Source organism: Enorma burkinafasonensis (genome assembly GCF_902150035.1).
GTDB lineage: Bacteria > Actinomycetota > Coriobacteriia > Coriobacteriales > Coriobacteriaceae > Enorma > Enorma burkinafasonensis.
Map to the genome: position 1 here is coordinate 102,049 of NZ_LR597504.1, position 20,522 is coordinate 122,570.

Annotated in this window: 19 protein-coding genes; 13 read left to right on the top strand and 6 right to left on the bottom strand. The window is 67.9% G+C overall.

All coding sequences use genetic code 11. The features are described 5' to 3' along the window. Nucleotides 1–34: 34 nt before the first annotated feature. Entirely contained in the window at nucleotides 35–1,234 is a 1,200-nt protein-coding gene (locus FS885_RS03755) for a PucR family transcriptional regulator (RefSeq protein WP_186365771.1), read from the bottom strand. A gap of 145 nt (nucleotides 1,235–1,379) precedes the next feature. Between FS885_RS03755 and FS885_RS03760 the strand changes: the two genes are divergently transcribed. The 5 genes from FS885_RS03760 to FS885_RS03780 all read left to right on the top strand — a co-directional run bounded on the left by FS885_RS03760 (nucleotide 1,380) and on the right by FS885_RS03780 (nucleotide 6,653). Then, entirely contained in the window at nucleotides 1,380–2,444 is a 1,065-nt protein-coding gene (locus FS885_RS03760) for an SIS domain-containing protein (RefSeq protein WP_144743667.1), read from the top strand. An 80-nt stretch (nucleotides 2,445–2,524) separates the two neighbouring features. After that, nucleotides 2,525–3,013 (top strand): PTS sugar transporter subunit IIB, encoded by a 489-nt coding sequence (locus FS885_RS03765; protein ID WP_144743668.1) that lies wholly within the window; start codon nucleotides 2,525–2,527, stop codon nucleotides 3,011–3,013. A 27-nt stretch (nucleotides 3,014–3,040) separates the two neighbouring features. Then, nucleotides 3,041–3,820, top strand: a complete 780-nt coding sequence (locus FS885_RS03770; RefSeq protein ID WP_144743669.1) for a PTS mannose/fructose/sorbose/N-acetylgalactosamine transporter subunit IIC — start codon at nucleotides 3,041–3,043, stop codon at nucleotides 3,818–3,820. After that, the gene (locus FS885_RS03775) at nucleotides 3,813–4,634 is read left to right on the top strand and encodes a PTS system mannose/fructose/sorbose family transporter subunit IID (RefSeq protein ID WP_144743670.1); all 822 of its coding nucleotides are present in this window, start codon (nucleotides 3,813–3,815) and stop codon (nucleotides 4,632–4,634) included. Before FS885_RS03770 ends, FS885_RS03775 begins: the two co-directional genes overlap by 8 nt. Before the next feature lie 324 nt (nucleotides 4,635–4,958). Next, the gene (locus FS885_RS03780) at nucleotides 4,959–6,653 is read left to right on the top strand and encodes a phospho-sugar mutase (protein WP_144743671.1); all 1,695 of its coding nucleotides are present in this window, start codon (nucleotides 4,959–4,961) and stop codon (nucleotides 6,651–6,653) included. Between the two features lie 79 nt (nucleotides 6,654–6,732). On the opposite strand, the gene FS885_RS03785 is transcribed toward FS885_RS03780, so the two are convergent. The 3 genes from FS885_RS03785 to FS885_RS03795 all read right to left on the bottom strand — a co-directional run bounded on the left by FS885_RS03785 (nucleotide 6,733) and on the right by FS885_RS03795 (nucleotide 8,951). Further along, complete coding sequence (locus FS885_RS03785) at nucleotides 6,733–7,611, bottom strand: SDR family oxidoreductase (RefSeq protein WP_144743672.1); 879 nt, start codon at nucleotides 7,609–7,611, stop codon at nucleotides 6,733–6,735. Between the two features lie 12 nt (nucleotides 7,612–7,623). Further along, on the bottom strand, nucleotides 7,624–8,355 hold the full coding sequence (gene deoC / locus FS885_RS03790) for a deoxyribose-phosphate aldolase (protein WP_144743673.1): 732 nt from the start codon (nucleotides 8,353–8,355) through the stop codon (nucleotides 7,624–7,626). 134 nt (nucleotides 8,356–8,489) lie between these two features. Then, nucleotides 8,490–8,951 carry a hypothetical protein gene (locus tag FS885_RS03795; RefSeq protein WP_144743674.1) on the bottom strand — a complete coding sequence of 154 codons (462 nt, stop codon included), beginning with the start codon at nucleotides 8,949–8,951 and terminating at the stop codon, nucleotides 8,490–8,492. A gap of 335 nt (nucleotides 8,952–9,286) precedes the next feature. On the opposite strand from FS885_RS03795, the gene FS885_RS03800 reads away from it, so the two are divergent. Then, the gene (locus FS885_RS03800; protein WP_144743675.1) at nucleotides 9,287–9,718 is read left to right on the top strand and encodes an Hsp20/alpha crystallin family protein; all 432 of its coding nucleotides are present in this window, start codon (nucleotides 9,287–9,289) and stop codon (nucleotides 9,716–9,718) included. Between the two features lie 131 nt (nucleotides 9,719–9,849). On the opposite strand, the gene FS885_RS03805 is transcribed toward FS885_RS03800, so the two are convergent. Continuing rightward, entirely contained in the window at nucleotides 9,850–10,698 is an 849-nt protein-coding gene (locus FS885_RS03805; RefSeq protein WP_144743712.1) for an MBL fold metallo-hydrolase, read from the bottom strand. Between the two features lie 57 nt (nucleotides 10,699–10,755). Here FS885_RS03805 and tilS point away from each other — a divergent pair, with 57 nt between their 5' ends. The 7 genes from tilS to FS885_RS03840 all read left to right on the top strand — a co-directional run bounded on the left by tilS (nucleotide 10,756) and on the right by FS885_RS03840 (nucleotide 18,823). Continuing rightward, a complete protein-coding gene (tilS, locus tag FS885_RS03810) occupies nucleotides 10,756–12,303 on the top strand; it encodes a tRNA lysidine(34) synthetase TilS (RefSeq protein WP_246060757.1) in 1,548 nt (515 codons plus the stop codon). A gap of 48 nt (nucleotides 12,304–12,351) precedes the next feature. Next, nucleotides 12,352–12,909: a hypoxanthine phosphoribosyltransferase gene (hpt, locus tag FS885_RS03815; RefSeq protein ID WP_144743676.1), complete on the top strand. Its 558-nt coding sequence runs from the start codon at nucleotides 12,352–12,354 to the stop codon at nucleotides 12,907–12,909. 288 nt (nucleotides 12,910–13,197) lie between these two features. Beyond that, complete coding sequence (ftsH, locus tag FS885_RS03820) at nucleotides 13,198–15,222, top strand: ATP-dependent zinc metalloprotease FtsH (RefSeq protein ID WP_144743714.1); 2,025 nt, start codon at nucleotides 13,198–13,200, stop codon at nucleotides 15,220–15,222. Beyond that, the gene (locus FS885_RS03825) at nucleotides 15,219–16,418 is read left to right on the top strand and encodes a pyridoxal phosphate-dependent aminotransferase (protein ID WP_144743677.1); all 1,200 of its coding nucleotides are present in this window, start codon (nucleotides 15,219–15,221) and stop codon (nucleotides 16,416–16,418) included. The genes ftsH and FS885_RS03825 overlap by 4 nt, the downstream gene beginning before the upstream one ends. Beyond that, a complete protein-coding gene (locus FS885_RS03830) occupies nucleotides 16,418–17,254 on the top strand; it encodes a PHP domain-containing protein (protein ID WP_144743678.1) in 837 nt (278 codons plus the stop codon). The genes FS885_RS03825 and FS885_RS03830 overlap by 1 nt, the downstream gene beginning before the upstream one ends. A 45-nt stretch (nucleotides 17,255–17,299) precedes the next feature. After that, the gene (locus FS885_RS03835; protein WP_144743679.1) at nucleotides 17,300–18,118 is read left to right on the top strand and encodes a hypothetical protein; all 819 of its coding nucleotides are present in this window, start codon (nucleotides 17,300–17,302) and stop codon (nucleotides 18,116–18,118) included. 120 nt (nucleotides 18,119–18,238) lie between these two features. Then, nucleotides 18,239–18,823 (top strand): lipase family protein, encoded by a 585-nt coding sequence (locus FS885_RS03840; RefSeq protein ID WP_144743680.1) that lies wholly within the window; start codon nucleotides 18,239–18,241, stop codon nucleotides 18,821–18,823. Here the strand turns inward: FS885_RS03840 and rlmD are convergent. Then, nucleotides 18,820–20,124 carry a 23S rRNA (uracil(1939)-C(5))-methyltransferase RlmD gene (rlmD, locus tag FS885_RS03845; protein ID WP_144743681.1) on the bottom strand — a complete coding sequence of 435 codons (1,305 nt, stop codon included), beginning with the start codon at nucleotides 20,122–20,124 and terminating at the stop codon, nucleotides 18,820–18,822. The two genes, FS885_RS03840 and rlmD, sit on opposite strands and share 4 nt — an antisense overlap. Nucleotides 20,125–20,522: the final 398 nt, after the last annotated feature.

The window sequence follows — 20,522 nt, forward strand, 5'->3', positions numbered from 1 at the left end:
AATTGTCGGGCGGCGGCGTCGAGATTTTCACCCGCTACGATTCGAGCAGGGCGGGATCCGCGTGCGCGCGGAGTATGTCGCGCACGTGGAAGGCGAGGCTCAGTTCCTCGCGGGATGTGAAGTCGGACAGGTCGCGCCCCAGGATGCGCTCGATATGCTCGATGCGGTAGCCGACGGTGTTGCGGTGCACGTAGAGCTCCTCGGCAACCGCTTTGATGCTGCCGCCATGGGCGAGGTAGAGGCGCAAGAGCTCGGTGAACTCGGTGCCCTCATGGCGGTCGTGCTCCTCGAGGGGTTTGAGCGTCGAGGCGTGATAATCGGCCAGTACCCCCATGTCGTCGAGACCGAGAAGCAGGCGAAACGCCCCCATGGTGTCGTAGTCCGCGACGGGCACGGCGGCGCTGTGCGAGCCTTGCAGCAGGGAGATGTCCAGCGCCTGCCTGAAGCTCTTCGAGAGGTCGGTCAGGCGCTCGACGCGGCCACCCAAAGCGCAGCAGATGGTCGCGCTGTTGAACAGGAGCGTGTTGCAGGATGTCACGATCCGCTCGAGCATCTCGTGCGCGGCGCTGGTGCCCTCTTGAGGAAAGACGAGCGCGTAGCGCCCCGAGATCTCGAGCGGGATGGCCTTCCACTCGTTGGCGGCCAGTTCGTTTTCGACCATGCGCCGGACGGCCCGCATCTGATCATCGCGTGCCGAGCCCGGAAGGATGCCCTCAAGGTGGAAGACCGCGACCCGATAGGGACCTCCGTACGTGACCCCCTCCTGTCGGAGTGTGTGGGCGTGCAGCTCTGCCTGGTCGGGATATTGGATGATGCCTCGAAGCGAGGTGGCCACCTGCGATGCCCATCGTTCGTGATCGATGATCTCGCGGCTGAAGGTGTACATGATATCGGGGATGTGGACCGACCAGGGGATTTGGAAGAGGGGAAAGTCGTGGGTATCGCAGAATGCCACGACGTCCTCGGGAACCCGGGAGATGTAGGGGCCGGTGTTGACCACGACGGCGCTCGCGAACTCGTCGTAGATGGACTCTACGAGTGGGGCGAGCTGATCGGGGCCCCCGATGCCGGATCCGGTGATGAAGACGAGCTCCTGGCCCCTCAGGAAGCTGGCGACCTCCTCGGTCTCCACCGTGTGCATCCAGCGGACGGGAGTGTTGGGGACACCGTCCGCGCCGGCGAGAAGCTCGAGGTCGGGACAGAGCTCGCAGAGGCGCTTGAGGCTGACGGCCATGGTTCCTCCCGATGGACGAGGTAGACATTTTAGGCTGAAGCACAAAGAGGTTCGGGATATGTTCACCATATCATAAGGTTTACAGCGCAGGATTTGTGGCCGTTATCGCTCAAGCGAGCACGGTGCACAAGGGAGAGGGGAACACATGGGAACCATGCTCGATACCATCGCGCGGATACCCGAGGCGACCCGCGCCATGGCGTGCCGGCGCGAAGACCGCACGGCACCGCTTTCGCGGCTGCTGGCATCCCTGGGCACCGAGCGCTGCCCCGAGCGCATCGTGTTCGTGGGCAGCGGTTCCTCATACAACAGTGCGCTCGCGGCGCTGCCGTTCTGTGACCGCGTGGGCATCGAGGCCTCGGCGCTCTATCCCAACCAGCTCTCGTACCGGACGACCATCAACGACCGCGACCTCTATGTGTTCATCAGCCAGGGCGGGTCGACCAAGCTCGTGTTCAAGGGCTTGGAGAAGGTTCGCGCCGCAGGATGCCCGACGTGCTCGATCACCGCGAAGCTCGGTGCGCCGATTGCGCGTGCCGCCGACGCCGCCATCGAGATGGGCTGCGGGGATGAGGAATACGTCTATCGCACCATCGGCGTCTCCACCTCGATCGTGAGCTGCTGGCAGGTGGCCATGGCGCTCGCCGCCGCCCGGGGCAGCCTCGATGAGCGGGAGCTCGCCGCCCTCGACGGCCAGCTCGTGGACGCCGCCGGTACCCTCGATGATATCCGCGAGCGGGCGTGCATGTGGTTCGAGGACCATCGCTTCTCGCTGCTTCGCAAGAGCTACCTCATGTTCGCGGGCGCCAACGACCTCTATGCCGTCGCGCGCGAGGCCGACATCAAGGCCATGGAGATGGTCCCCATCATCACGCGCAGCTACGAGCTCGAGGAGATCATCCACGGCCCGCAGAACGAGTTCGACGCGAACGGGGCCTTCTTCATCTTCGCGCGGGGTGCGGAAGATGCCGACAAGGCCCGGGCCATCGCGGCGTTCCTCGACCACGAGATCGGGTTCTGCGCGCTCGTGGGCGACATCGCGGAAGGCCGTCGAGACTTCGCGCTCACCGAGGCGAACGGCACCTTCGGTGCGCTCGCATACCTGACCTTCGGCCAGGTGCTTGCATACTGCTATGCGACGGCGCGGGGCCGCGACCTCAAGCGCCGCGTGAACGCGACGATGGACGGCTATATCAAAAAGACGCTCTAGCGTAGCGCCCGGTACCGGATGTGCCGGGTGCCCCTTCAAGTCATATCGGTCGAATCGGAAAGGAAGAGGGAGGGACAAGCATGATCCAGAAGATCCGTATCGACGACCGCCTGCTTCACGGCCAGGTCGCGTTCAGCTGGAAGTCCGCATTGGGCTTCGACGCGATCGTGATCGCGAGCGATGCGGCGGCAAACGATCCCATGCGCAAGCAGGTGATCAAGATGTGCTGCCCGGAGGGGGTGCGCCTGGCGGTGCGCACGGTGGAGGGCGCAGCGGAGCTGCTGCGCAACCCGCGCCTCGAGGCCATGAAGGTCTTCGTAATCTGCCCGGACCCGGCGACGGTTTCGAGCCTGCTCACGATGATCGACGAGAAGCCGGCCGTCAACCTGGGCGGCATGCAGTCCGCCGAGGGTCGCACGATGTTCTCGCGCAACGTCTACGTCAACGCGGACGACATCGCGGCGCTCGACGACATCGCCGACCGCGGCTACACCATCGAGGTGCAGGAGGTGCCCTCGACCGCCGCGCACGACTACGCGCAGCTGCGTTCCAAGTTCACGGCTGCCTAGCGCAAGGCAAAGAAAGGAGAGCTGAAGATGTACGAAGCGTTAGTCGTCGGCCTTATCATGGGGCTGACCTGGTTCGTCGAGAAGGTGGGCGGCACCTGCATGGTGATGCGTCCGCTGGTCGTGGCGCCGCTTATCGGCATCGCGCTCGGCGACCTCAACACGGGCCTGCTCACGGGCGCCTCGCTCGAGCTCGTGTTCATGGGCGCCATGCAGATCGGTGCCGCCGTCCCGCCCGATGTCATCGTGGGTGCCGGCCTCGGCACGGCGTTCGCCATCCTCGCCGGCGAGGGTGCCGAGACCGCACTTGCCCTCGCGCTGCCGATCTCGATCCTCGCCCAGTCGATTAAGGTCGCGATCTTCATCGTCCGCAGCTGGTTCATGGATTTCGCTATGCAGCTCGCCAAGGACGCCAACATCCGCGGGCTCATCCTGCTCAACTGGGGTGGCCTCCTGCTGCAGTGCCTGATGTACTTCGCGGTGGGCTTCGTCGCCATCCTCGTGGGCGCGCCCGCTGTCTCCGCGTTCGTCGACAGCATCCCCGACGTGATCATGAACGGCCTCACGCTCGCCGGCAACATGATCCCCGCCGTGGGCTTCGCGCTGCTGCTGCAGCCCATGATGGGAACGCGCAACTGCATCTACTTCATCTTGGGCTTCGTGCTCGCCGCCTATCTGGGCCTGCCCACCATGGCCATCACGATCATCGGTGTCGTGTTCGCCTTCGTAGCCGTCTATGAGCGCGGAAGCGCGGCTCCCGTCGCTGCCGCCGCCTCGAGCACCGAGGAGGATGATCTGTTCGATGACTGAGAAGACTGCTCTCGCCGCGGACGAGAAGAAGCTTATCCGCGAACTGTTCTGGAACTCGTTCACCCTCGAGAACTGCTATAACTACGAGCGACAGCAGGCGCTCGGCTACGCCATCGCCATGTGGCCCGCCATCAAGCGGTTCTACAAGACCAAAGAGGAGCAGGCCGACGCTCTCGTGCGCCACATGGCCATCTTCAACACCACGCCGCACGTGGTGACCGCCATCACCGGCATCTCCGCGGCGATGGAGAAGGAGGCCAGCGAGAACCCCGACTTCGACCGCTCGATCATCAACAACGTGAAGGTCGGCCTCATGGGTCCGTTCGCGGGCATCGGCGACTCGCTGTTCCAGGGCACCTTCCGCATCATCGCGAGCGGCATCGGCATCTCGCTCGCCCAGCAGGGCAGCATCATGGGCCCGATCCTGTTCCTCGTGATCTTCAACGTGGTCCATCTCGTCGTGCGCTACGTGCTCACCTCGCTCGGCTACCGTTCCGGCGCGAGCCTGCTCGAGGGCGCCCGCGCGAGCTCCACGCTGCAGATGATCAGCAAGGGCGCCACCATCGTGGGCCTTACGGTCATCGGCGGCATGAGCGCGAGCATGGTCTCGTTCTCCACGCCGCTCGCCGTGACGCTCGGCGAGACGACGTTCGCGATCCAGGACTACATCGACCAGATCTTCCCGTCGCTGCTGCCGCTGCTCTACGTGCTCGCCATGTTCGGCTGCCTCAAGAAGGGCATGAGCTCGACCGCCATCCTGCTCATCACGATCGCCGTGGCGCTTCTGGGCGTGTGGACGGGCCTTCTGGCGTAGGCCTACCGGAAGGGGGTTTCTCGTTTGCTCTCACATTCGGCACCTTTGTTTCGGCGATCCTGCGGAAACGCGGTGCAAACGACCCGATAGTGAGAACCAATGGCGTGACGGCTCGGCATAACCGGCATTTGGGGGCGGCCTTCGGGTCGCCCCTTTTCCATGCGCCTGCGCCGCCGCCCTGCAATCCTGCGCGTTCGCCGGCGCGTAGGGTTGCGCCAAGGCATCTTGCCGTATGATTTTGCTAAATAGGCGCGTCTGCGTCCGATGGCTGCTGCCGTTTCGCTAGACGGTGCGGCCTGCACGGCTCGAAAGGAAGGCATTGCTATGGCAGATGTACATGAGCTCCTCGACCTCTGGATCGAGAACGTCAAGGATGACGAGCTGCTCGCAGAGCTCAAGGCCCTGAAGGAGTCCGGCGACGAGAACGCCATCACCGATGCGTTCTTCCAGGATCTCGCCTTCGGCACCGCCGGTCTGCGCGGCACCATCGGGGCGGGCACCAACCGGATGAACATCTACACGGTCGGCCGTGCCACCCAGGGCTTCGCGAACTACCTCAACGCCACGTTCGAGAACCCTACGGTCGCCATCGCGCGCGACTCGCGCAACAAGGGCGAGCTCTTCGTCAAGACGACGGCAGCGATCCTCGCCGCGAACGGCGTGGTCGCCTACGTGTACCCCAAGATCTCGCCGGTGCCCACCCTGTCCTGGGCCACGCGCTACCTCAAGTGCTCGGGCGGCATCTGCATGACCGCCTCGCACAACCCGGCGCCCTATAACGGCTACAAGGCCTACGGCCCGGACGGCTGCCAGATCACCTCCGAGGCCGCCGACGCCATCGGCGCCGCCATGGTCGCAACCGACCCGTTCCACGACATCAAGACCATGGACTTCGACGAGGCCGTGGCGCAGGGCCTCATCAAGTGGATCGACGACGAGGTGCTCGACGCCTACTACGAGGCCGTCCTCAAGTGCTCGGTCTCCAACCTCACCGATGACGAGGTCGCCGGCGCCCCGCTCAAGCTCGTGTACACCCCGCTCAACGGTACCGGCCTCATCCCGGTGACCACGGTCTTGAATAAGGCCGGCATCACCGACATCACCGTCGTGCCCGAGCAGAAGGACCCGGACGGCGACTTCCCCACCTGCCCGTATCCCAACCCCGAGATCCGCGAGGCTATGCAGAAGGGTATCGACCTGTGCCAGGAGGTCCAGCCCGACCTGCTCCTCGCCACGGACCCGGACGCCGACCGCGTGGGCGTCGCCTGCCAGGACGGCGACGACTACACGCTGCTCACCGGCAACGAGATGGGCGTGCTTCTGCTCGACTACATCTGCAAGATGCGCGCCGCGCGCGGCGAGGACCTCTCGAACAAGGTCGCCGTCACCACGATCGTGTCATCCGCGATGGTCGACGCGCTCGCCGATGAGTACGGCTTCGAGCTGCGTCGCTGCCTCACGGGCTTCAAGTACATCGGTGACATCATCACCGGGCTCTCCGACGCCGGCGAGGTCGACCGCTTCATCTTCGGCTTCGAGGAATCCTACGGCTACCTCTCGGGCGATCACGTGCGCGACAAGGACGCCGTCAACGCGTCGCTGCTCATCTGCCAGATGGCGCAGTACTACAAGCTGCAGGGGCTGAACCTCGTCCAGGCCATGCGCGCGCTGTACGAGAAGTACGGCTACTACCACAACAAGACCGTCTCGCTGAGCTACCCCGGGGCCGATGGCGCCGCCAAGATGGCCGGCATCATGGCCGGCCTGCGCGAGACTGCGCCCGCGGAGATCGCGGGCAGCAAGGTCGAGGCCGTGGTGGACTACCAGGGCGGCGTGAACGGCCTGCCCAAGGCCAACGTCATCGAGTTCGACCTCGAGGGCGGCAACAAGGCCATCGTGCGCCCCTCGGGCACCGAGCCCAAGATCAAGCTCTACATCTTCGCCAAGGGCGCGGACGCCGCGGCGGCCGATGCGCTCATCGCCGCCATCGAGGAGGACGGCCGCAAGCTGCTGAGCTAAGCGCGCGACTATAGTCTCGGAAACGGACCGGCTCCCGTGTCGACGACATGGGAGCCGGTTTTTCGCTCTATGGAGCGCGCTACCTCCAGCCGAAGTCGGCGAGGCAGCGGTCGACATCCTCCTCGAGCGTGCCGAGCTCGATGCCCGCCGCGCGGATCTTCGCCGCGTCCAGGCGGAAGTCGCGGAAGCGGTCGGCGTAGCGCTCGGTGTTGGGGAGGATGTAGCGCTCGACCCGCTCGGGCGTGGCGATGCCCGCCTCCACGAGCTTGCCCGCGACGAGGCGCGCGGCGTCGTAGGTCGTGAGGTCGTTGTCGCTCGCGAAGTGGTAGACGCCGCTCGGCAGCTCGGCAATGGCGCCGAACTGGTCGGCGAGGTGCTGGGCGTAGGTCATGCAGCGCTTCTCGTTCACGGTGAAGAGCGCCGGCGTGTCGGTGGCAAGGGCGCGGAGGACGTTGCCCACGATGCCGGGCGAGGGCTTCACGTGCGGCAGCGCCATGCCGAACATCCAGGAGAAGCGCAGGACCAGGTAGTCATCCATGTTCTTTTGCATCCAGGTGTCGACCTCGGCCTTCTGGATGCCGTAGTTGGTGACGCTCACCGGCTCGGCGTCCTCCGCGAAGGGGCCGGGCTCGGTCTTGCCGTTGAAGATCTGCTCGGTCGAAATGAAGATCATGCGCCGTCCGCGCTCGCGGCAGATGCGGGCGATCTCGATGGCGGCCTCGGTGTTCACGCGGCGCGTTCCTGCGGGGTCGTTCTCGCAGTCGGCGGTCGTCGCGTTCGCGGCGGTGTGGAACATGATGTCGAAGTCGAGGGCGCCGAAGTAGGCGCGCACGGCTTCGAGGTCGGTGTAGTCGACGTCGCGGCGGCTCACGCGCACGAACTCGAACCGGTCCTTGTTGTAGAGCTGGACGAGGCTCGCGAGATACCCGTTCGCCCCGGTTACGGCGATGCGACGCATGCCCTCGGACGCCTACAGCTCGATGGAGTCGACGCCGTCCGCCTCGAAGCGGCGGCGGAGCTCCTCGATGATGGGGATGCCGGCGCTGCAGCCGATGCGCGTGGCACCGGCACGGACCATGTCGAGGAAGGTGTCGGCGGTGCGGATGCCGCCGGCGGCCTTGACCTGGATCTCGGGCACGACGTGCTCGCGCATGAGCTTGACGTCCTCGACGGTGGCGCCGCCCGTGGAGAAGCCGGTGCTCGTCTTCACGAACGTGGGCTTGACCTTGTTGGCGACCTCGCAGAGCTTGATCTTCTCGTCATCGGTGAGCAGGCAGTTCTCGAAGATGACCTTGGAGGGGATCTCCTCGTCGCGGCCCTCGCTCGCAGCACGGCACACCTCGACGATCTGGCGCATCTCGTCCTCGATGTAGTCCCAGTTGCCGGCCTTCACCTCGGTGAGGTTCACGACGTAGTCGATCTCGGTCGCGCCGTTCTCGATGGCGTCGCGGGTCTCGAAGACCTTTACCGCGATGGACTGCTGCCCCAGCGGGAAGCCGATCGCGGCGCCGGTGTGGATGTCGGTCCCGGCGAGGAACTCAGAGCAGCGGGCGGACTGGACGGAGTTGATGGCGACCATCTTGAAGTGGCAGCGCTTCGCCTCGTCGCAGAGCTTCTCCATGTCAGCCACGGTGGCGTCGGCGTGGAGGTTGGTGTGGTCGACAAGGCGGGCGAGGTCGTCGAGGGTGTAGGTCTTGCTCATGGCGTTCCTTTCGCTAGAAAGTGGATACTGCAAGTATAGGACAGCGATAGGACCTCATAAGACAGGTCACAAAACTTAAGAATCGGTTATGGGGGAGGCGGTTTTCTTCGAGCTCGGGCAGTTCCGGAGCGGGCCTAGCTCAGGAAGAAAAGCCAGACGGCGAGTGCGACGAGCAAGACAATGAACAGCACGACCAGGATGTGCACGCGCCGGCGCTCGCGTTCCTGGCGCGAGATGAAGATCGACTTGTGCCCCGAGGGGGTCTGCAGGTAGCGCTCGTAGTGGAGCTGCGGCCGCTCGCCCTCCTCGCCGGGCTGGGGCTGGCGCCTGGGGTGCGCGGGGCCCGTGGGCGGGAGGTACTGCGGGTCGGCCGTCGCCACGCCCATGTGGCGCCTGCCCGGGCGCGGCGCCGTCTGCTGGGGGACCTGCCCCGGCTGCTCCGTGGCGGGGTACGAGCCGGGATGCACGCGCTGGCGGTAGCGCAGGGCGTCGTCGGTGATGGGCTCCTGGGTGATATGGGGGGTGCTCCGGTGGTAGGGCGTGCGGGACACGCGCTCGGGTCGCGTGCTATAGGGCGTCCGGCCGTCCTCGTCCATCAGGTTCTCCACTCGAAGTCATACGGTGCGCAAGTATGCTTATTTTACTGTTAAAACTGGATGCCGCGCAGGTTGCAGCCGGGTTCATCTTCTGGATGAGTCAGATTTCCACGGCTGTTGCACAGATGTGAGGGGGAGGGCGCCATCTTGAGGCGTCAGACGCGTTGCCAACGCCAAATCTAAGTCTCAAGAACTTAGATTTGATGATAATGTGACGCTTAGGAAATATCCATTCGGCTGAATAGATGCCTGCACCGCGGGAATAACTGAGAGCGAACAACGAAGTCCGCGACCCGCAGGGTACGGGGCGCGGCAATCACGAAGGAGTGATTCATATGGCAAGCCTGATTCCTTACCGTTCGGTCTTCGGTATCCGTCCCAGCACGAGTGCCCTGCTCGATGCGTTCGATGACATGATGGACTTCGCCTCCTCGCCGCTCTCCTCGAGCGCGTTCCCCATGGACGTCGAGGACAAGGGCGACGGCTACGAGATCAAGGCGTACCTCACCGGCGCCACCAAGGACGACATCGACGTCGAGCTCAACGAGGGCCGTCTCTCCATCGCCGTCAAGGTCGAGGAGAGCGAGGAGAACAAGGACAAGAACTTCCTCCAGAAGGAGTTCGCCTCCTACAGCGCGACCCGCGGCGTCTACCTCAAGGACGCCTCGAGCGAGGGCCTGTCCGCCCGCTTCGCCGACGGCGTGCTGACCGTCACGGTTCCCAAGATGGTCGAGAAGAAGAACGTCACCAAGGTCGCCATCGACTAGGTGCGCCCGCAACCGACTCGCAAACAGCGCGGCATGTGACCGAAGGGGTCGCCGGCTCAGGCCGGCGGCCCCTTTTTCGTCATGCAGATGAAGCCGCGGGCGGACGCTTGGCGCCGGCTGCCGGCGGCCGCCTACCAGATCGTGATGGGGCGGTTCTGGCCGGCGGCGCGGATGTGCACGGCAGGGGCGCCGTCGCGGGCGAGCGTCGCCGAGGACCCGAGCTCGTCGTCGAGCTGGGCGCCGAGCGCCTCGGCCCAGGCCCGCACGGCGAGGCTCGGCCGGTTGTTCTCCTGCGAGATGTGCATCGCGACGAGCTGCTCGGTGCGCTCGGTCACCAGCTCCGGGAGCGCCTCGGCGGCCTGCGCGTTCGAGAGGTGGCCGCGCTCCGAGATGATGCGGTCCTGCAGGTAGCGCGGATAGGACCCGGTGCGGAGCATGGGTACGTCGTGGTTGCTCTCGAGCGCGAGGATGCGCGCGTCGCGCAGGTAGCGCAGGGCGCCCGGCGTCAGCGCGCCGGTATCGGTGGCAAATCCGATGGCGTCCCCGCCGCAGTCGAAACGGAACCCCACCGGATTCAGCACGTCGTGCAGGGTGGGAAACGTCTGCACCCGCACGCCGGCGACCTCGATCGCGGCCCCGGGCGGGAACTCCTCGAAGGGCAGCTCGGCGAGGGCGTCGCGCGTGGCCGGCGTGCCCAGGCTCGCATGGAGCGTCCCGTCGAAGCGCTTGCACCAGACGCTCGCGCCCTTCACATGGTCGCCGTGCTCGTGCGTGATGAGGAGGGCGACGACGCGGCCCTCGTCGAGGTCGAGCTCGTGCATGCGGCGCAGCGTCTCGCGGCGCGAGAAGCCGGCGTCGATCATGATGAGGCCGCAGGGTCCCTCGACCAGCGCGCAGTTGCCCTTGGAACCGCTGCCTAGGATATGCAGGTGGAGCTGGGTACAATGGGGGAGTGCCGCGCGAGGCTCCTCGCGCCGCATGGTCTTGTCTGCTTCCACCTACATCGCCTCTCGCTCGGTCCCGGTAAGGAGGTCCACGTGCCTACGGTAGCACAGCGCTATACCCTGAGCCGGGCGGCCGCCCGCGCGCAGCGGCCGGAAGCGCCGGCCGGCCCGGTCGTGCTCATGGTATCCGGCGGCGCGGACTCGACGGCCCTGCTCGTCATGGCGTGCACCTCGAAGCTCGACATCGGCGACGGGATGGGGCTCGCGCGCATCGCTCGGGAGCGGATCTGCGTGCTCCACGTGAACCACCATCTCCGCGGAGCGGAGTCAGATGGGGACGAGCGCTTCGTCCGCGAGCTCTGCGTGCGCTTCGGCGTGCCGGTCTGCGTGGTCCATGCCTCGTTCACCGACCTGGGCGGGCAGAACCTCGAGGCTGCCGCCCGTGAGGCCCGCTACGCCGCGGCCCGGCGCTATGTGCGCGAGCTCTGCGCGGAGCGCGGCTGCCCGCGGTCGGCGGCGCGCATCGCGACGGCGCACACGGCGAGCGACCGCACCGAGACCTTCTTCATGAACGCCATCAAGGGCTCGGGGCTCGCGGGCCTCTCGAGCATCCCGCGCCGCCGCAACATCATCGTCCGCCCGCTCATCGACCGGACGCATGAGGAGCTCTGCCGCTACCTCGAGGTCGCCGGCGTGGGCTGGCGCGAGGACGCGACGAACGGCGACACGGCCTACCTCAGGAACTTCGTACGGCACCGGGTGGTGCCGGTCGCCGCCGAGCGCAACGCGAACCTCGCGCACGTGGTCTCGGCCTCCTGCGACATCCTGGGCGACGAGGACGCCTTCATGTCGCAGCTCGCCGCTACGGCCCTGCGCGCCTGCACGCGCCGCAGCGCCGAGGGGCTCATGGTGCTCGACGGCGCCCGTCTCGCCGCGGCCGAGGTCGCCATCGCGCGCCGCATGGTCAGGCTCGCCGTGAAGCAGCTCGACCCCGAGGCGCGCCTCGAGATGAGGCACGTCGAGGCGGTGCTCGCCTGCGTGGCCGCGGGCTCGGGGTCGCTCACCCTGCCGGCGGGGATCGACGCGCGCATGGAGTTCGGCGCGCTCTCGCTGCGCACCGCCGTGGCGCGCGAGGAGCTCGTGGCGGGATGGCTCACGGTGCCCGGCCGCATGCCGCTCGCCAACGGGGCGGTGCTCGAGGCGTCGCTCGAGCGGGTCCCTGCAGGCGGCGACGCGGTGGCGCTGGCCCGCTCGCTTGCCGCCGCGGACGATGCGGTGACGCGGACCGTGCTCGTGGACGCGGCGGCCCTCGGCTACGCGGACGCGGACGCCGTGCGCCTCAAGGAGGGCGGGTCCGGCGTGCCGGCCGAGGCCCTCGGCGCGCGCCTGTGGGTCGACGCCCCCGCGCCCGGCGACCTCATGTGCCCCCTAGGGATGCACGGCCGCACCAAGAAGGTCTCGGACATCCTGGGCGAGGAGCAGGTCCCCGTGGCGGAGCGCGCCCAGGTCCCGGTGGTGCGCACGGCACCCGGCGCATCCGTTGTGTGGGTTGGCGGAATTCGCCTCGACGACCGCTTTAAGTGCACGGCCGCAAGCAGGGTGCTGGTAAAATTGGTTATTCGCCGCGTCGATGCCGTCTAGGCCACAGGCGCGGTGCAGGGCACAAGCGAACGAGCAGGAAGGTCAGCTATGAGCGAAACGAGCGCGCTACATCCGGATGTCGAGACCGTATTGTTCGACCAGGAGGCCATCGCCTCCATCGTGAAGCGCATGGGCGAGGAGATCTCCCGCGACTACCAGGGCAAGGACCTGGTGCTCATCGCCGTCCTGCGCGGTGCTGTCGTGTTCATGGGCGACCTCATGCGCGCCATCGACGTGCCGCTCGCCATCGACTTCATGGCCGTCTCGAGCTACGGCGACAAGGCCAAGAGCTCGGGCGTGGTGCGCATCGTCAAGGACCTCGATATGGACATCAAGGGTCGCGACGTGCTCATCGTCGAGGACATCCTCGACTCGGGCCTCACCCTCAAGTACCTCATGAAGAACCTGAGCAGCCGCAAGCCCGCCTCCATCGAGGTGGCGACCTTCCTGTGGAAGGACATCGAGGGCAAGCAGGCCGCCATCAACCCGAAGTATGTGGGAACCCATTGCCCCGATGCGTTCGTGGTGGGCTACGGGCTCGATTTCGCCGAGCGCTACCGCAACCTCCCCTACGTGGGCATTCTCAAGCCGGAGGTTTACTCGTAAATGCCACGTTCATCTGAAGTGCCGGTTCGGGAGGCCGCCAGGCCCCCGCGCCCCATCCTGCTTGCCGCCGACGGGCGCGGGGAGGAGCCCCGTCCCGAGGCCGGTCCCGTGCCCGAGGAGGCGGCCGGCTCCGACGCCGCGAGGGGGCCCGAGGGCGACGGCGCTCCGCAAGGCACCCAGCCTGCGGAGCCCGAGGGCGCCGGGGAGCATCCCCGCCAGCCCGAGGAGCCCGAGCGGCCGCAGCCGTCGCGCTCGCCCGAGGAGGGCTTCTTCGACCGCATCGACGACATGGTCGCCGACCGGCGCGCCGGCGGCCCGGGCAACGGCGGGCGCCGGGGCCCCTCGCGGACGTCGCTGCTCTACATGCTCCTCGCCTGCGCGCTCATCGCCTACCTGGCGTTCAACATGGGCGGCGGCTGGGGGGCGCAGGAGCAGGCCCAGGCGCTCGCCACCAACGAGTTCGTCTCGGCCGTGAAGCACGGCACCGTCGACTCCGTGGTCTACACCGTCGCCACCGGCGAGGTGCGCGGCACCTACTGGCCCGACGCCGACGACAAGGGCGACGAGGCCGCGCTCGTGCCCTTCACCTCCACCTATGTGGGCTCCGACTCGCTCTCCGAGCTCATGGCCCGCTACCCCAAGGTGACCTACGAGGTCGACACGGACAACCCCAACGCCCTCACCGACTTCCTCATCAACGCGGTGCCCACGATCATCATGGTCATCGCGGTCTTCTACCTCATGCGCCAGATGATGGGCGCCAACAGCAAGACGATGCAGTTCGGCAAGACCAACGCCAAGACCGACGAGGCCATGCGCCCCAAGGTCAAGTTCAAGGACGTCGCCGGCATCGACGAGGCGGTCGAGGAGCTCGAGGAGGTCCGCGACTTTCTGGCCGACCCCGAGCGCTACCGCAAGCTCGGCGCGAAGATCCCGCGCGGCGTGCTGCTGGTGGGCCCTCCGGGCACCGGCAAGACCCTGCTCGCCAAGGCGGTCGCCGGCGAGGCGGGCGTGCCGTTCTTCTCGATCTCGGGTTCCGACTTCGTCGAGATGTTCGTCGGCGTGGGCGCGAGCCGCGTGCGCGACCTCTTCTCCAAGGCCAAGGAGCTCGCCCCCTCGATCATCTTCATCGACGAGATCGACGCGGTCGGCCGCCAGCGCGGCGCCGGCCTGGGCGGCGGCCACGACGAGCGCGAGCAGACGCTCAACCAGCTGCTCGTCGAGATGGACGGCTTCGAGGAGAGCGAGAGCGTGATCCTCATCGCCGCCACGAACCGCCCGGACATCCTCGACCCGGCGCTGCTGCGCCCCGGCCGCTTCGACCGCCAGATCACGGTCGACCGCCCGGACGTGCGCGGCCGCGAGCAGATCCTGCGCGTGCACGCGGCGAACAAGCCGCTCGCCGACGACGTGCACTTCGACAAGCTCGCCCAGCTCACCGTGGGCTTCACCGGCGCGGACCTGGCGAACCTCATGAACGAGGCGGCGCTGCTCACCGCGCGCCGGCGCGAGCGCCGCATCACCATGGCCGAGATCGAGGAGTCCATGGAGCGCGTCATCGCCGGCCCCGAGCGCAAGGCGCGCGTCATGACCGAGACGGAGCGCACCACGATCGCCTTCCACGAGAGCGGCCACGCGCTGGTGGGCCACGTGCTGGAGCACTCCTACCCCGTGCACAAGATCACGATCATCCCGCGCGGGCAGGCGCTCGGCTACACGATGCAGCTGCCCACCGAGGACCACTTCCTGAAGACCAGAAACGAGATGCTCGACGAGCTCGCCGTCTTTTTGGGCGGGCGCGTGGCCGAGGAGCTCATGTGCGCCGACATCACGAGCGGCGCGTCGAACGACCTCGAGCGCGCGACCAAGATGGCCCGCGAGATGGTGACGCGCCTGGGCATGAGCGAGGAGCTCGGGACGCAGGTCTTCGGCGAGGCGCAGCACCAGGTGTTCCTAGGCCGCGACTACGCCGACCACCAGGATTACTCCGAGGAGACCGCGCGCCGCATCGACGCCGAGGTCCAGCGCATCATGCGCGAGGCGCACCAGCGTGCCGAGGACATCCTCACCGAGCGCCGCGACCAGCTGAAGGTCATGGCCGAGGTGCTGCTCGAGCGCGAGACCGTCGAGGGCGAGGCCGTCGAGGCTCTGCTTGACGGCACCTGGGACGAGTACCTGGCGAAAGAGCAGGGCGCGCTCGACGCCCCGGCCGGCTCCGCGCGCAGCCGCAAGCCGCGCCAGAGCGACGAGGAGATCGCCGAGGAGGCGGCCCGCTTCGCCGAGGAGGCCATGGCATCCGAGGGGGACGCATGATCAACGAGACGATGTACGAGCGCGGGGCCGAGAGCTCGGTCATCCGTGAGATCTTCAGCTACGCCAACGAGCGCAAGGCGCAGATCGGCGCCGACAAGGTGTTCGACTTCAGCCTGGGCAACCCGAGCGTGCCGGCGCCCGATGCCGTGCGCGCGAGCATCGAGCGCTCGCTTTCCGAGCTGAGCCCGGCCGAGCTGCACGGCTACACGCCCGCGCCGGGTCTCCCCGCCGCGCGCCAGGCGGTCGCGGACTCGCTGAACCGCCGCTTCGGCACCTCCTATGACGCGGCCGACGTGTTCATGACCGTGGGCGCCGCGGCGTCCGTGTCCTGCACGCTCAAGGCTGTCGCCTGCCCGGGCGAGGAGGTCATCGTCATCGCCCCGTACTTCCCGGAGTACCGCGTGTGGATCGAGACCGCGGGGGCGACCTGCGTCGAGGTCCCGGCGGACCCCGAGACCTTCCTCATCGACGTCGACGCCGTCGAGGCGGCCGTGACGGAGCGCACCGCCGCCGTCATCATCGATTCGCCCAACAACCCCACCGGCGTGGTCTACCCGCGCGCGAACCTCGAGGCGCTCGCCGCCGCCCTCGAGCGCGCCAACGCCGCGCGCGCCGAGCGCCTGGGCCACCCGCAGCCGATCGTCCTCATCTCCGACGAGCCGTACCGCGAGATCACCTACGGCGCCGAGGTCCCGTGGGTGCCTAGCCTCTACGAGCACACCATCGTGTGCTACTCCTACAGCAAGTCGCTCTCGCTTCCCGGCGAGCGCGTGGGCTGGGTGCTCGTGCCCCAGGTGAGCGAGGGTGCGCGTCGGGTGATGTGCGCTGTGGCGGGTGCCGCGCGGGCGCTGGGGTTCGTGTGCGCGCCGGCGCTTTTCCAGCGCGTGGTCGCCGATTGCGTCGACGAGCCGTCGGACGTTGCCGCCTATGCGCGCAACCGCGACCTGCTCTGCGGGGCACTGCGCGAGGCGGGCTACACGTTCGTCGAGCCAGATGGTGCCTTCTACCTATGGGCTCGTGCTCTCGAGCCGGACGCGGAGGCATTCTGCGAGCGCGCACGCGCCTATGAGCTGCTCCCCGTGCCGTCGAACAGCTTTGGTGTGGAGGGCTGGGTGCGCGTGGGCTACTGCGTGGCGCCCGAGGTCATCGAGCGCTCGCTGCCCGCATGGCGCGCCCTCGCGGAGGAGTATCGCTGATGTATTCCATCAAATCCGACATCCACACGCACACGCTGTTCTCGCGCCACGCCTACTCGACCATATCCGAGAACGTCGCCGCGGCGCGCGCCGCCGGCCTCGAGGTCCTGGGCTCGGCCGACCACTTCAGCCCGATGCTCTTCACCGAGCAGCACCTGCGCAACTTCCAGTTCTTCCGCAACCTGCACATCTGGCCGCGCGACTGGGACGGCGTCACGGTGCTGCGCGCTGCGGAGGTCGACATCCTGGGGCTCGACGGCCGCCTGTTCGCGCAGGACATCCCCTGCCCCGAGACGATCACGGCCTCGCCCTACAAGCGCGAGCTGAGCCTCTTCGAGCGCGTGACCGAGGACCTCGACTACCTGGTCGCGAGCGTGCACAACGCGGACTTCGCCAAGGACGCCACGACCGGCCAGGCCACGGCGATGTACACCGCCGTGCTCGAGCACCCGCGCGTGCTCGTGCTGGGGCACACCGGCCGCTCGGGGGTGCCCTTCGATGTGGACGAGCTGCTCACGGTCGCCAAGGAGCGTCACAAGCTCATCGAGATCAACGAGCACAGCCTCGAGCACAGCTCAAAGAACAAGATCGTCCGCACGTGCCGGCACATCGCCGAGCGCTGCGCCGAGCTCGGCGTGTCGATCGCGGTGTCGAGCGACGCGCACCTGGCGCGCTACATCGGCCGCTACCCCCGCACGCAGGCCCTGCTCGAGGAGATCCACTTCCCCGAGGAGCTCATCGCCAACCGCGACCGCGCGTCGCTCGTGGCCGCGATGGCCGCGGCCGGCGTCTGCGACCTCACCGGTCTCGCCGGCGCCGACGGCCTCGCCGGTTAGCGCCGGGGTTGCCATGCGGGCGCGCCGCCGAGGGGGCGGGGAGTGATGAGCCGGGGCGCCGTGGCGATTCTGCGCGCCGCCGTGCGGCGGGTGCCGCTCGCCATCTTGGCCATCGCGGGCGTCGTCGAGCTCGCCTGCGCCATCGTGCTCGCGTGCCGCTACTACCAGACGCGCACCTCCGGCCTCGCGCGCCGCGAGCCGCCGCAGCAGCTTGCGGCCACGGGTGACGCGTCGGCGCACGGCCGCTTCGAGGCGACGGTCTCCTACACCTGCATGGCCTCGCCCACAAGCGAGGCGACCTCGACGATAACCTGGGACGATTCCTGGTTCACGGGCGACGCTACGGCCTACAACCACGAGCTCGCCCGCGCCGCGGCCGTGCTCTCGGCCCTCGCGTACGCGGAGTCCAACTACTACCAGGCGTCCTACGACTGCCCGCCCTACATGGAGGACGCGCTCGCCGCGCTCGGCTTCGACGAGGTCGCGACCGATTCCTACCGCTACCGGAGCGAGATCGTCGACCAGGTGCTCAACGTCTTCATCCAGGAGGAGGACTCGGTTGCCTACACGATCGCCCGCAAGCGCGTCGATGGCGGCGACGGGGCCGCGCGCTCGCTCATCCTCGTTTCGGTGCGCGGCAGCTACGGCGCGGAATGGGTGAGCAACCTCTACGTGGGCGAGCAGGGCGGCGCGCGGGCGCACGACGAGCTCGCGGCCCGTGCCCGCGAGGCGCTCGCGGACGAGGCGGAGCGCGTGCTCGAGTACGGCGACGCCACGGCGCCCGCCGATGGTGCGGCGCCGGGTGCCGACGGTGCGACTGCCGAGGGCGCCGGCCGGGAGCCCGCCGACACCGAGGAGCGCTAGCGGGCCGTCGCGGCGGCGCTCGCGGAGCGCGGGGACCATACCGGCTACACGGACGCCTCGGCCGAGATCATCGAGGCCGTGCGCCCCTGGATCGCGGGGAGCCATCGCCGCGGATAGGAGGTGACGCTCCTCGTGGTCGGCCATAGCAGGGGCGGCGCCATCGCGAACATCGTGGCGGCCCAGGCGGACGATGAGCTCGCGGGCGAGGCGGCCGGCTCCCTGGGGCTCGCCGCGGGCGACGCCGTCGCCTGCTACACCTTTGCCGCGCCGGCGACCACGCTCGGCGGCCAGGCGCACGCGGAGCGCTACACCAATATATATAACGTGGTGAACCCCTCGGACATCGTGCCGTACCTGCCGCTCGCGTCCTGGGGGTACGCGCGCTACGGCGAGGACCTCTACCTGCCCGCCTTCGACGACGCGGGCTTCGAGGCAGCCTACCGGGAGATGGACGAGCTCTTCGAGCGCGCGGTGGGCGCGCCCTGCCCGTACGACCCGGCGGACGCGCACACGGTGCGCGACGTGGTGGGTGCGGTCTCCGAGCAGGTGGTCTCTGCCGACGCGTTCCTCACGCCCCAGGGCGTGGCGTCCGTGATCAGCACCTGCGCGACGCGCATGGATCCCATCCGCATCCTCTACGGCCACTACCCGAGCACCTATATCGCCTGGATGCAGGCGCTCGACGAAGACGGCCTGCGGCGCTAGGCGAGGCGCTCCAGCACGGCGACCGTCTCGACGTGCGGGGTGTGCGGGAACAGGTCCACGGGCGTGAGCCGCGTGAGCGCGTAGCCGCCCGCCCCCAGAAGCTCGAGGTCGCGCACCTGCGTGGCAGGGTTGCAGCTGATGTAGACGATCGTGCGCGGGCCCATGGCCGCGGCGGCCGCGAGGAAGGCGGGTGTGGAGCCCGCACGCGGCGGGTCGAGCACGACGACGTCGGCGTGCCCGCCGGTGGCAGCGGCGCGCTCGAGGTAGGCGGTGGCGTCCTCGGCGATGAAGCGCGCGCGGTCCGAAAGGCCGTTGAGCTCGGCGTTGCGCACCGCGTCGGCGATGCCCGCCTCGTTGCGCTCGACGCCCACGAGCTCAATCTCGATACCGGTGTCCGCCGCCGCGCGTGCCGCGGTGAGCCCGATCGTGCCGCTGCCGCAGTAGGCGTCGACGAGCACGTCGCCCGCGCGAAGCCCCATGCCGTCGATGGCGAGCCGGTAGAGCACCTCGGTCTGCTGGGGGTTCGTCTGGTAGAAGGCCGTGGGCGAGATCTCGAACGTGCAGCCGAGCAACCGGTCGTGCATACAGGGCGCCCCGGCGACGATATGGGTCACGGGGCCCAGCACCGCGTTGCCCGGCAGGGTGTTGACGTTGTGCGCCACGCAGGCGATGCGCGGGTCGAAGTCCATGAGGGTGCGGGCGAACGCGTCGGCATGCGGGAGGTCGCGCTTCGCGGTGACGAGCGTGAGCAGCGCCTCCTCGGTGCGCCAACCCATGCGCAGCACCGCATAGCGCAGGATGCCGTGGCGCGTGTCCTCGTCGAAGGCGGGGATGCCGAGCCGTTCGGCGGTGCGCGCCACCTCGTTCAGGATGCGGCGCGCGCCCGGGGCCTCCACCGGGCAGTCCGGCACGGCGACGATGTCGTGGGTGCCGCGGGCGTAGAGGCCGCAGCGCACCGTGCCCCCGGGGCCGGGCGCGAAGGGCGTCTGGGCTTTGTGCCTGAAGGCGCGCGGGGCGCTCGCCTTGCCGGTCGCGCCGGCGTCGGCGCCCATGCCGCGCACCGGGTCTAGCGCGACGTCCCAGCCCATGCGGTCGAGCAGGGGCACGAACAGCTCCTCCATCGCCTGCTGCTTGCGGGCGAGCTGCTTGCGGTAGGGCATGCCGATCCAGGTGCAGCCGCCGCAGGCATGCATGATCGGGCAGGGACCGCTCGCGGCCTTGGCCTGCTTGCGCAGGGCGGAATTCGAGACCTTGCGGCGCGGGGCCGACGGTGTGGTGCGTTTCTTGCCGGTGGATGACATGGGACTCCGATGGTCGTCGCGGCGGCGCGCGGCGCGCTGCCGCATGAGATGCGGTCCCCCTGAGTATAGATGGTCGCCGCCGCTCGGTTCGCGATGCAGGCAAAACGCGTAGGCGCACGACCGCGTTATTCCACTTATGGAGAATGAATGGAGAATTCTTAAGGCCGGACGTGGTGCTCCGAGGCCTTGTAGGAGGGGGTGCATTTGTATGAATTAAAGCGAGGTGAACCATTTCGAATAATGCGGTAGGGGGTACAGATTCGCTCTCATCGGGAGGGGCGAAAACTCACACCGAATACCGAAGCGAGTAAAGACGGAATCCTGCCCATTCGCGAAACCTCGTTGCGGAATTCAGTGTAGGGGGAGCCACATATTCCATGCGGGCGAAAAATGTGTCC

Bases quoted from the DNA above. Each gene is read 5' to 3' on its own strand.
- ftsH (WP_144743714.1), top strand. From the start codon at position 13,198: ATGGTCGCCGACCGGCGCGCCGGCGGCCCGGGCAACGGCGGGCGCCGG.
- FS885_RS03835 (WP_144743679.1), top strand. From the start codon at position 17,300: ATGAGCCGGGGCGCCGTGGCGATTCTGCGCGCCGCCGTGCGGCGGGTG.
- FS885_RS03775 (WP_144743670.1), top strand. From the start codon at position 3,813: ATGACTGAGAAGACTGCTCTCGCCGCGGACGAGAAGAAGCTTATCCGC.
- FS885_RS03800 (WP_144743675.1), top strand. From the start codon at position 9,287: ATGGCAAGCCTGATTCCTTACCGTTCGGTCTTCGGTATCCGTCCCAGC.
- FS885_RS03760 (WP_144743667.1), top strand. From the start codon at position 1,380: ATGGGAACCATGCTCGATACCATCGCGCGGATACCCGAGGCGACCCGC.
- deoC (WP_144743673.1), bottom strand. From the start codon at position 8,355: ATGAGCAAGACCTACACCCTCGACGACCTCGCCCGCCTTGTCGACCAC.
- FS885_RS03770 (WP_144743669.1), top strand. From the start codon at position 3,041: ATGTACGAAGCGTTAGTCGTCGGCCTTATCATGGGGCTGACCTGGTTC.
- hpt (WP_144743676.1), top strand. From the start codon at position 12,352: ATGAGCGAAACGAGCGCGCTACATCCGGATGTCGAGACCGTATTGTTC.
- FS885_RS03795 (WP_144743674.1), bottom strand. From the start codon at position 8,951: ATGGACGAGGACGGCCGGACGCCCTATAGCACGCGACCCGAGCGCGTG.
- FS885_RS03780 (WP_144743671.1), top strand. From the start codon at position 4,959: ATGGCAGATGTACATGAGCTCCTCGACCTCTGGATCGAGAACGTCAAG.
- FS885_RS03765 (WP_144743668.1), top strand. From the start codon at position 2,525: ATGATCCAGAAGATCCGTATCGACGACCGCCTGCTTCACGGCCAGGTC.
- FS885_RS03825 (WP_144743677.1), top strand. From the start codon at position 15,219: ATGATCAACGAGACGATGTACGAGCGCGGGGCCGAGAGCTCGGTCATC.
- FS885_RS03830 (WP_144743678.1), top strand. From the start codon at position 16,418: ATGTATTCCATCAAATCCGACATCCACACGCACACGCTGTTCTCGCGC.
- FS885_RS03755 (WP_186365771.1), bottom strand. From the start codon at position 1,234: ATGGCCGTCAGCCTCAAGCGCCTCTGCGAGCTCTGTCCCGACCTCGAG.
- rlmD (WP_144743681.1), bottom strand. From the start codon at position 20,124: ATGTCATCCACCGGCAAGAAACGCACCACACCGTCGGCCCCGCGCCGC.
- FS885_RS03805 (WP_144743712.1), bottom strand. From the start codon at position 10,698: ATGCGGCGCGAGGAGCCTCGCGCGGCACTCCCCCATTGTACCCAGCTC.
- FS885_RS03785 (WP_144743672.1), bottom strand. From the start codon at position 7,611: ATGCGTCGCATCGCCGTAACCGGGGCGAACGGGTATCTCGCGAGCCTC.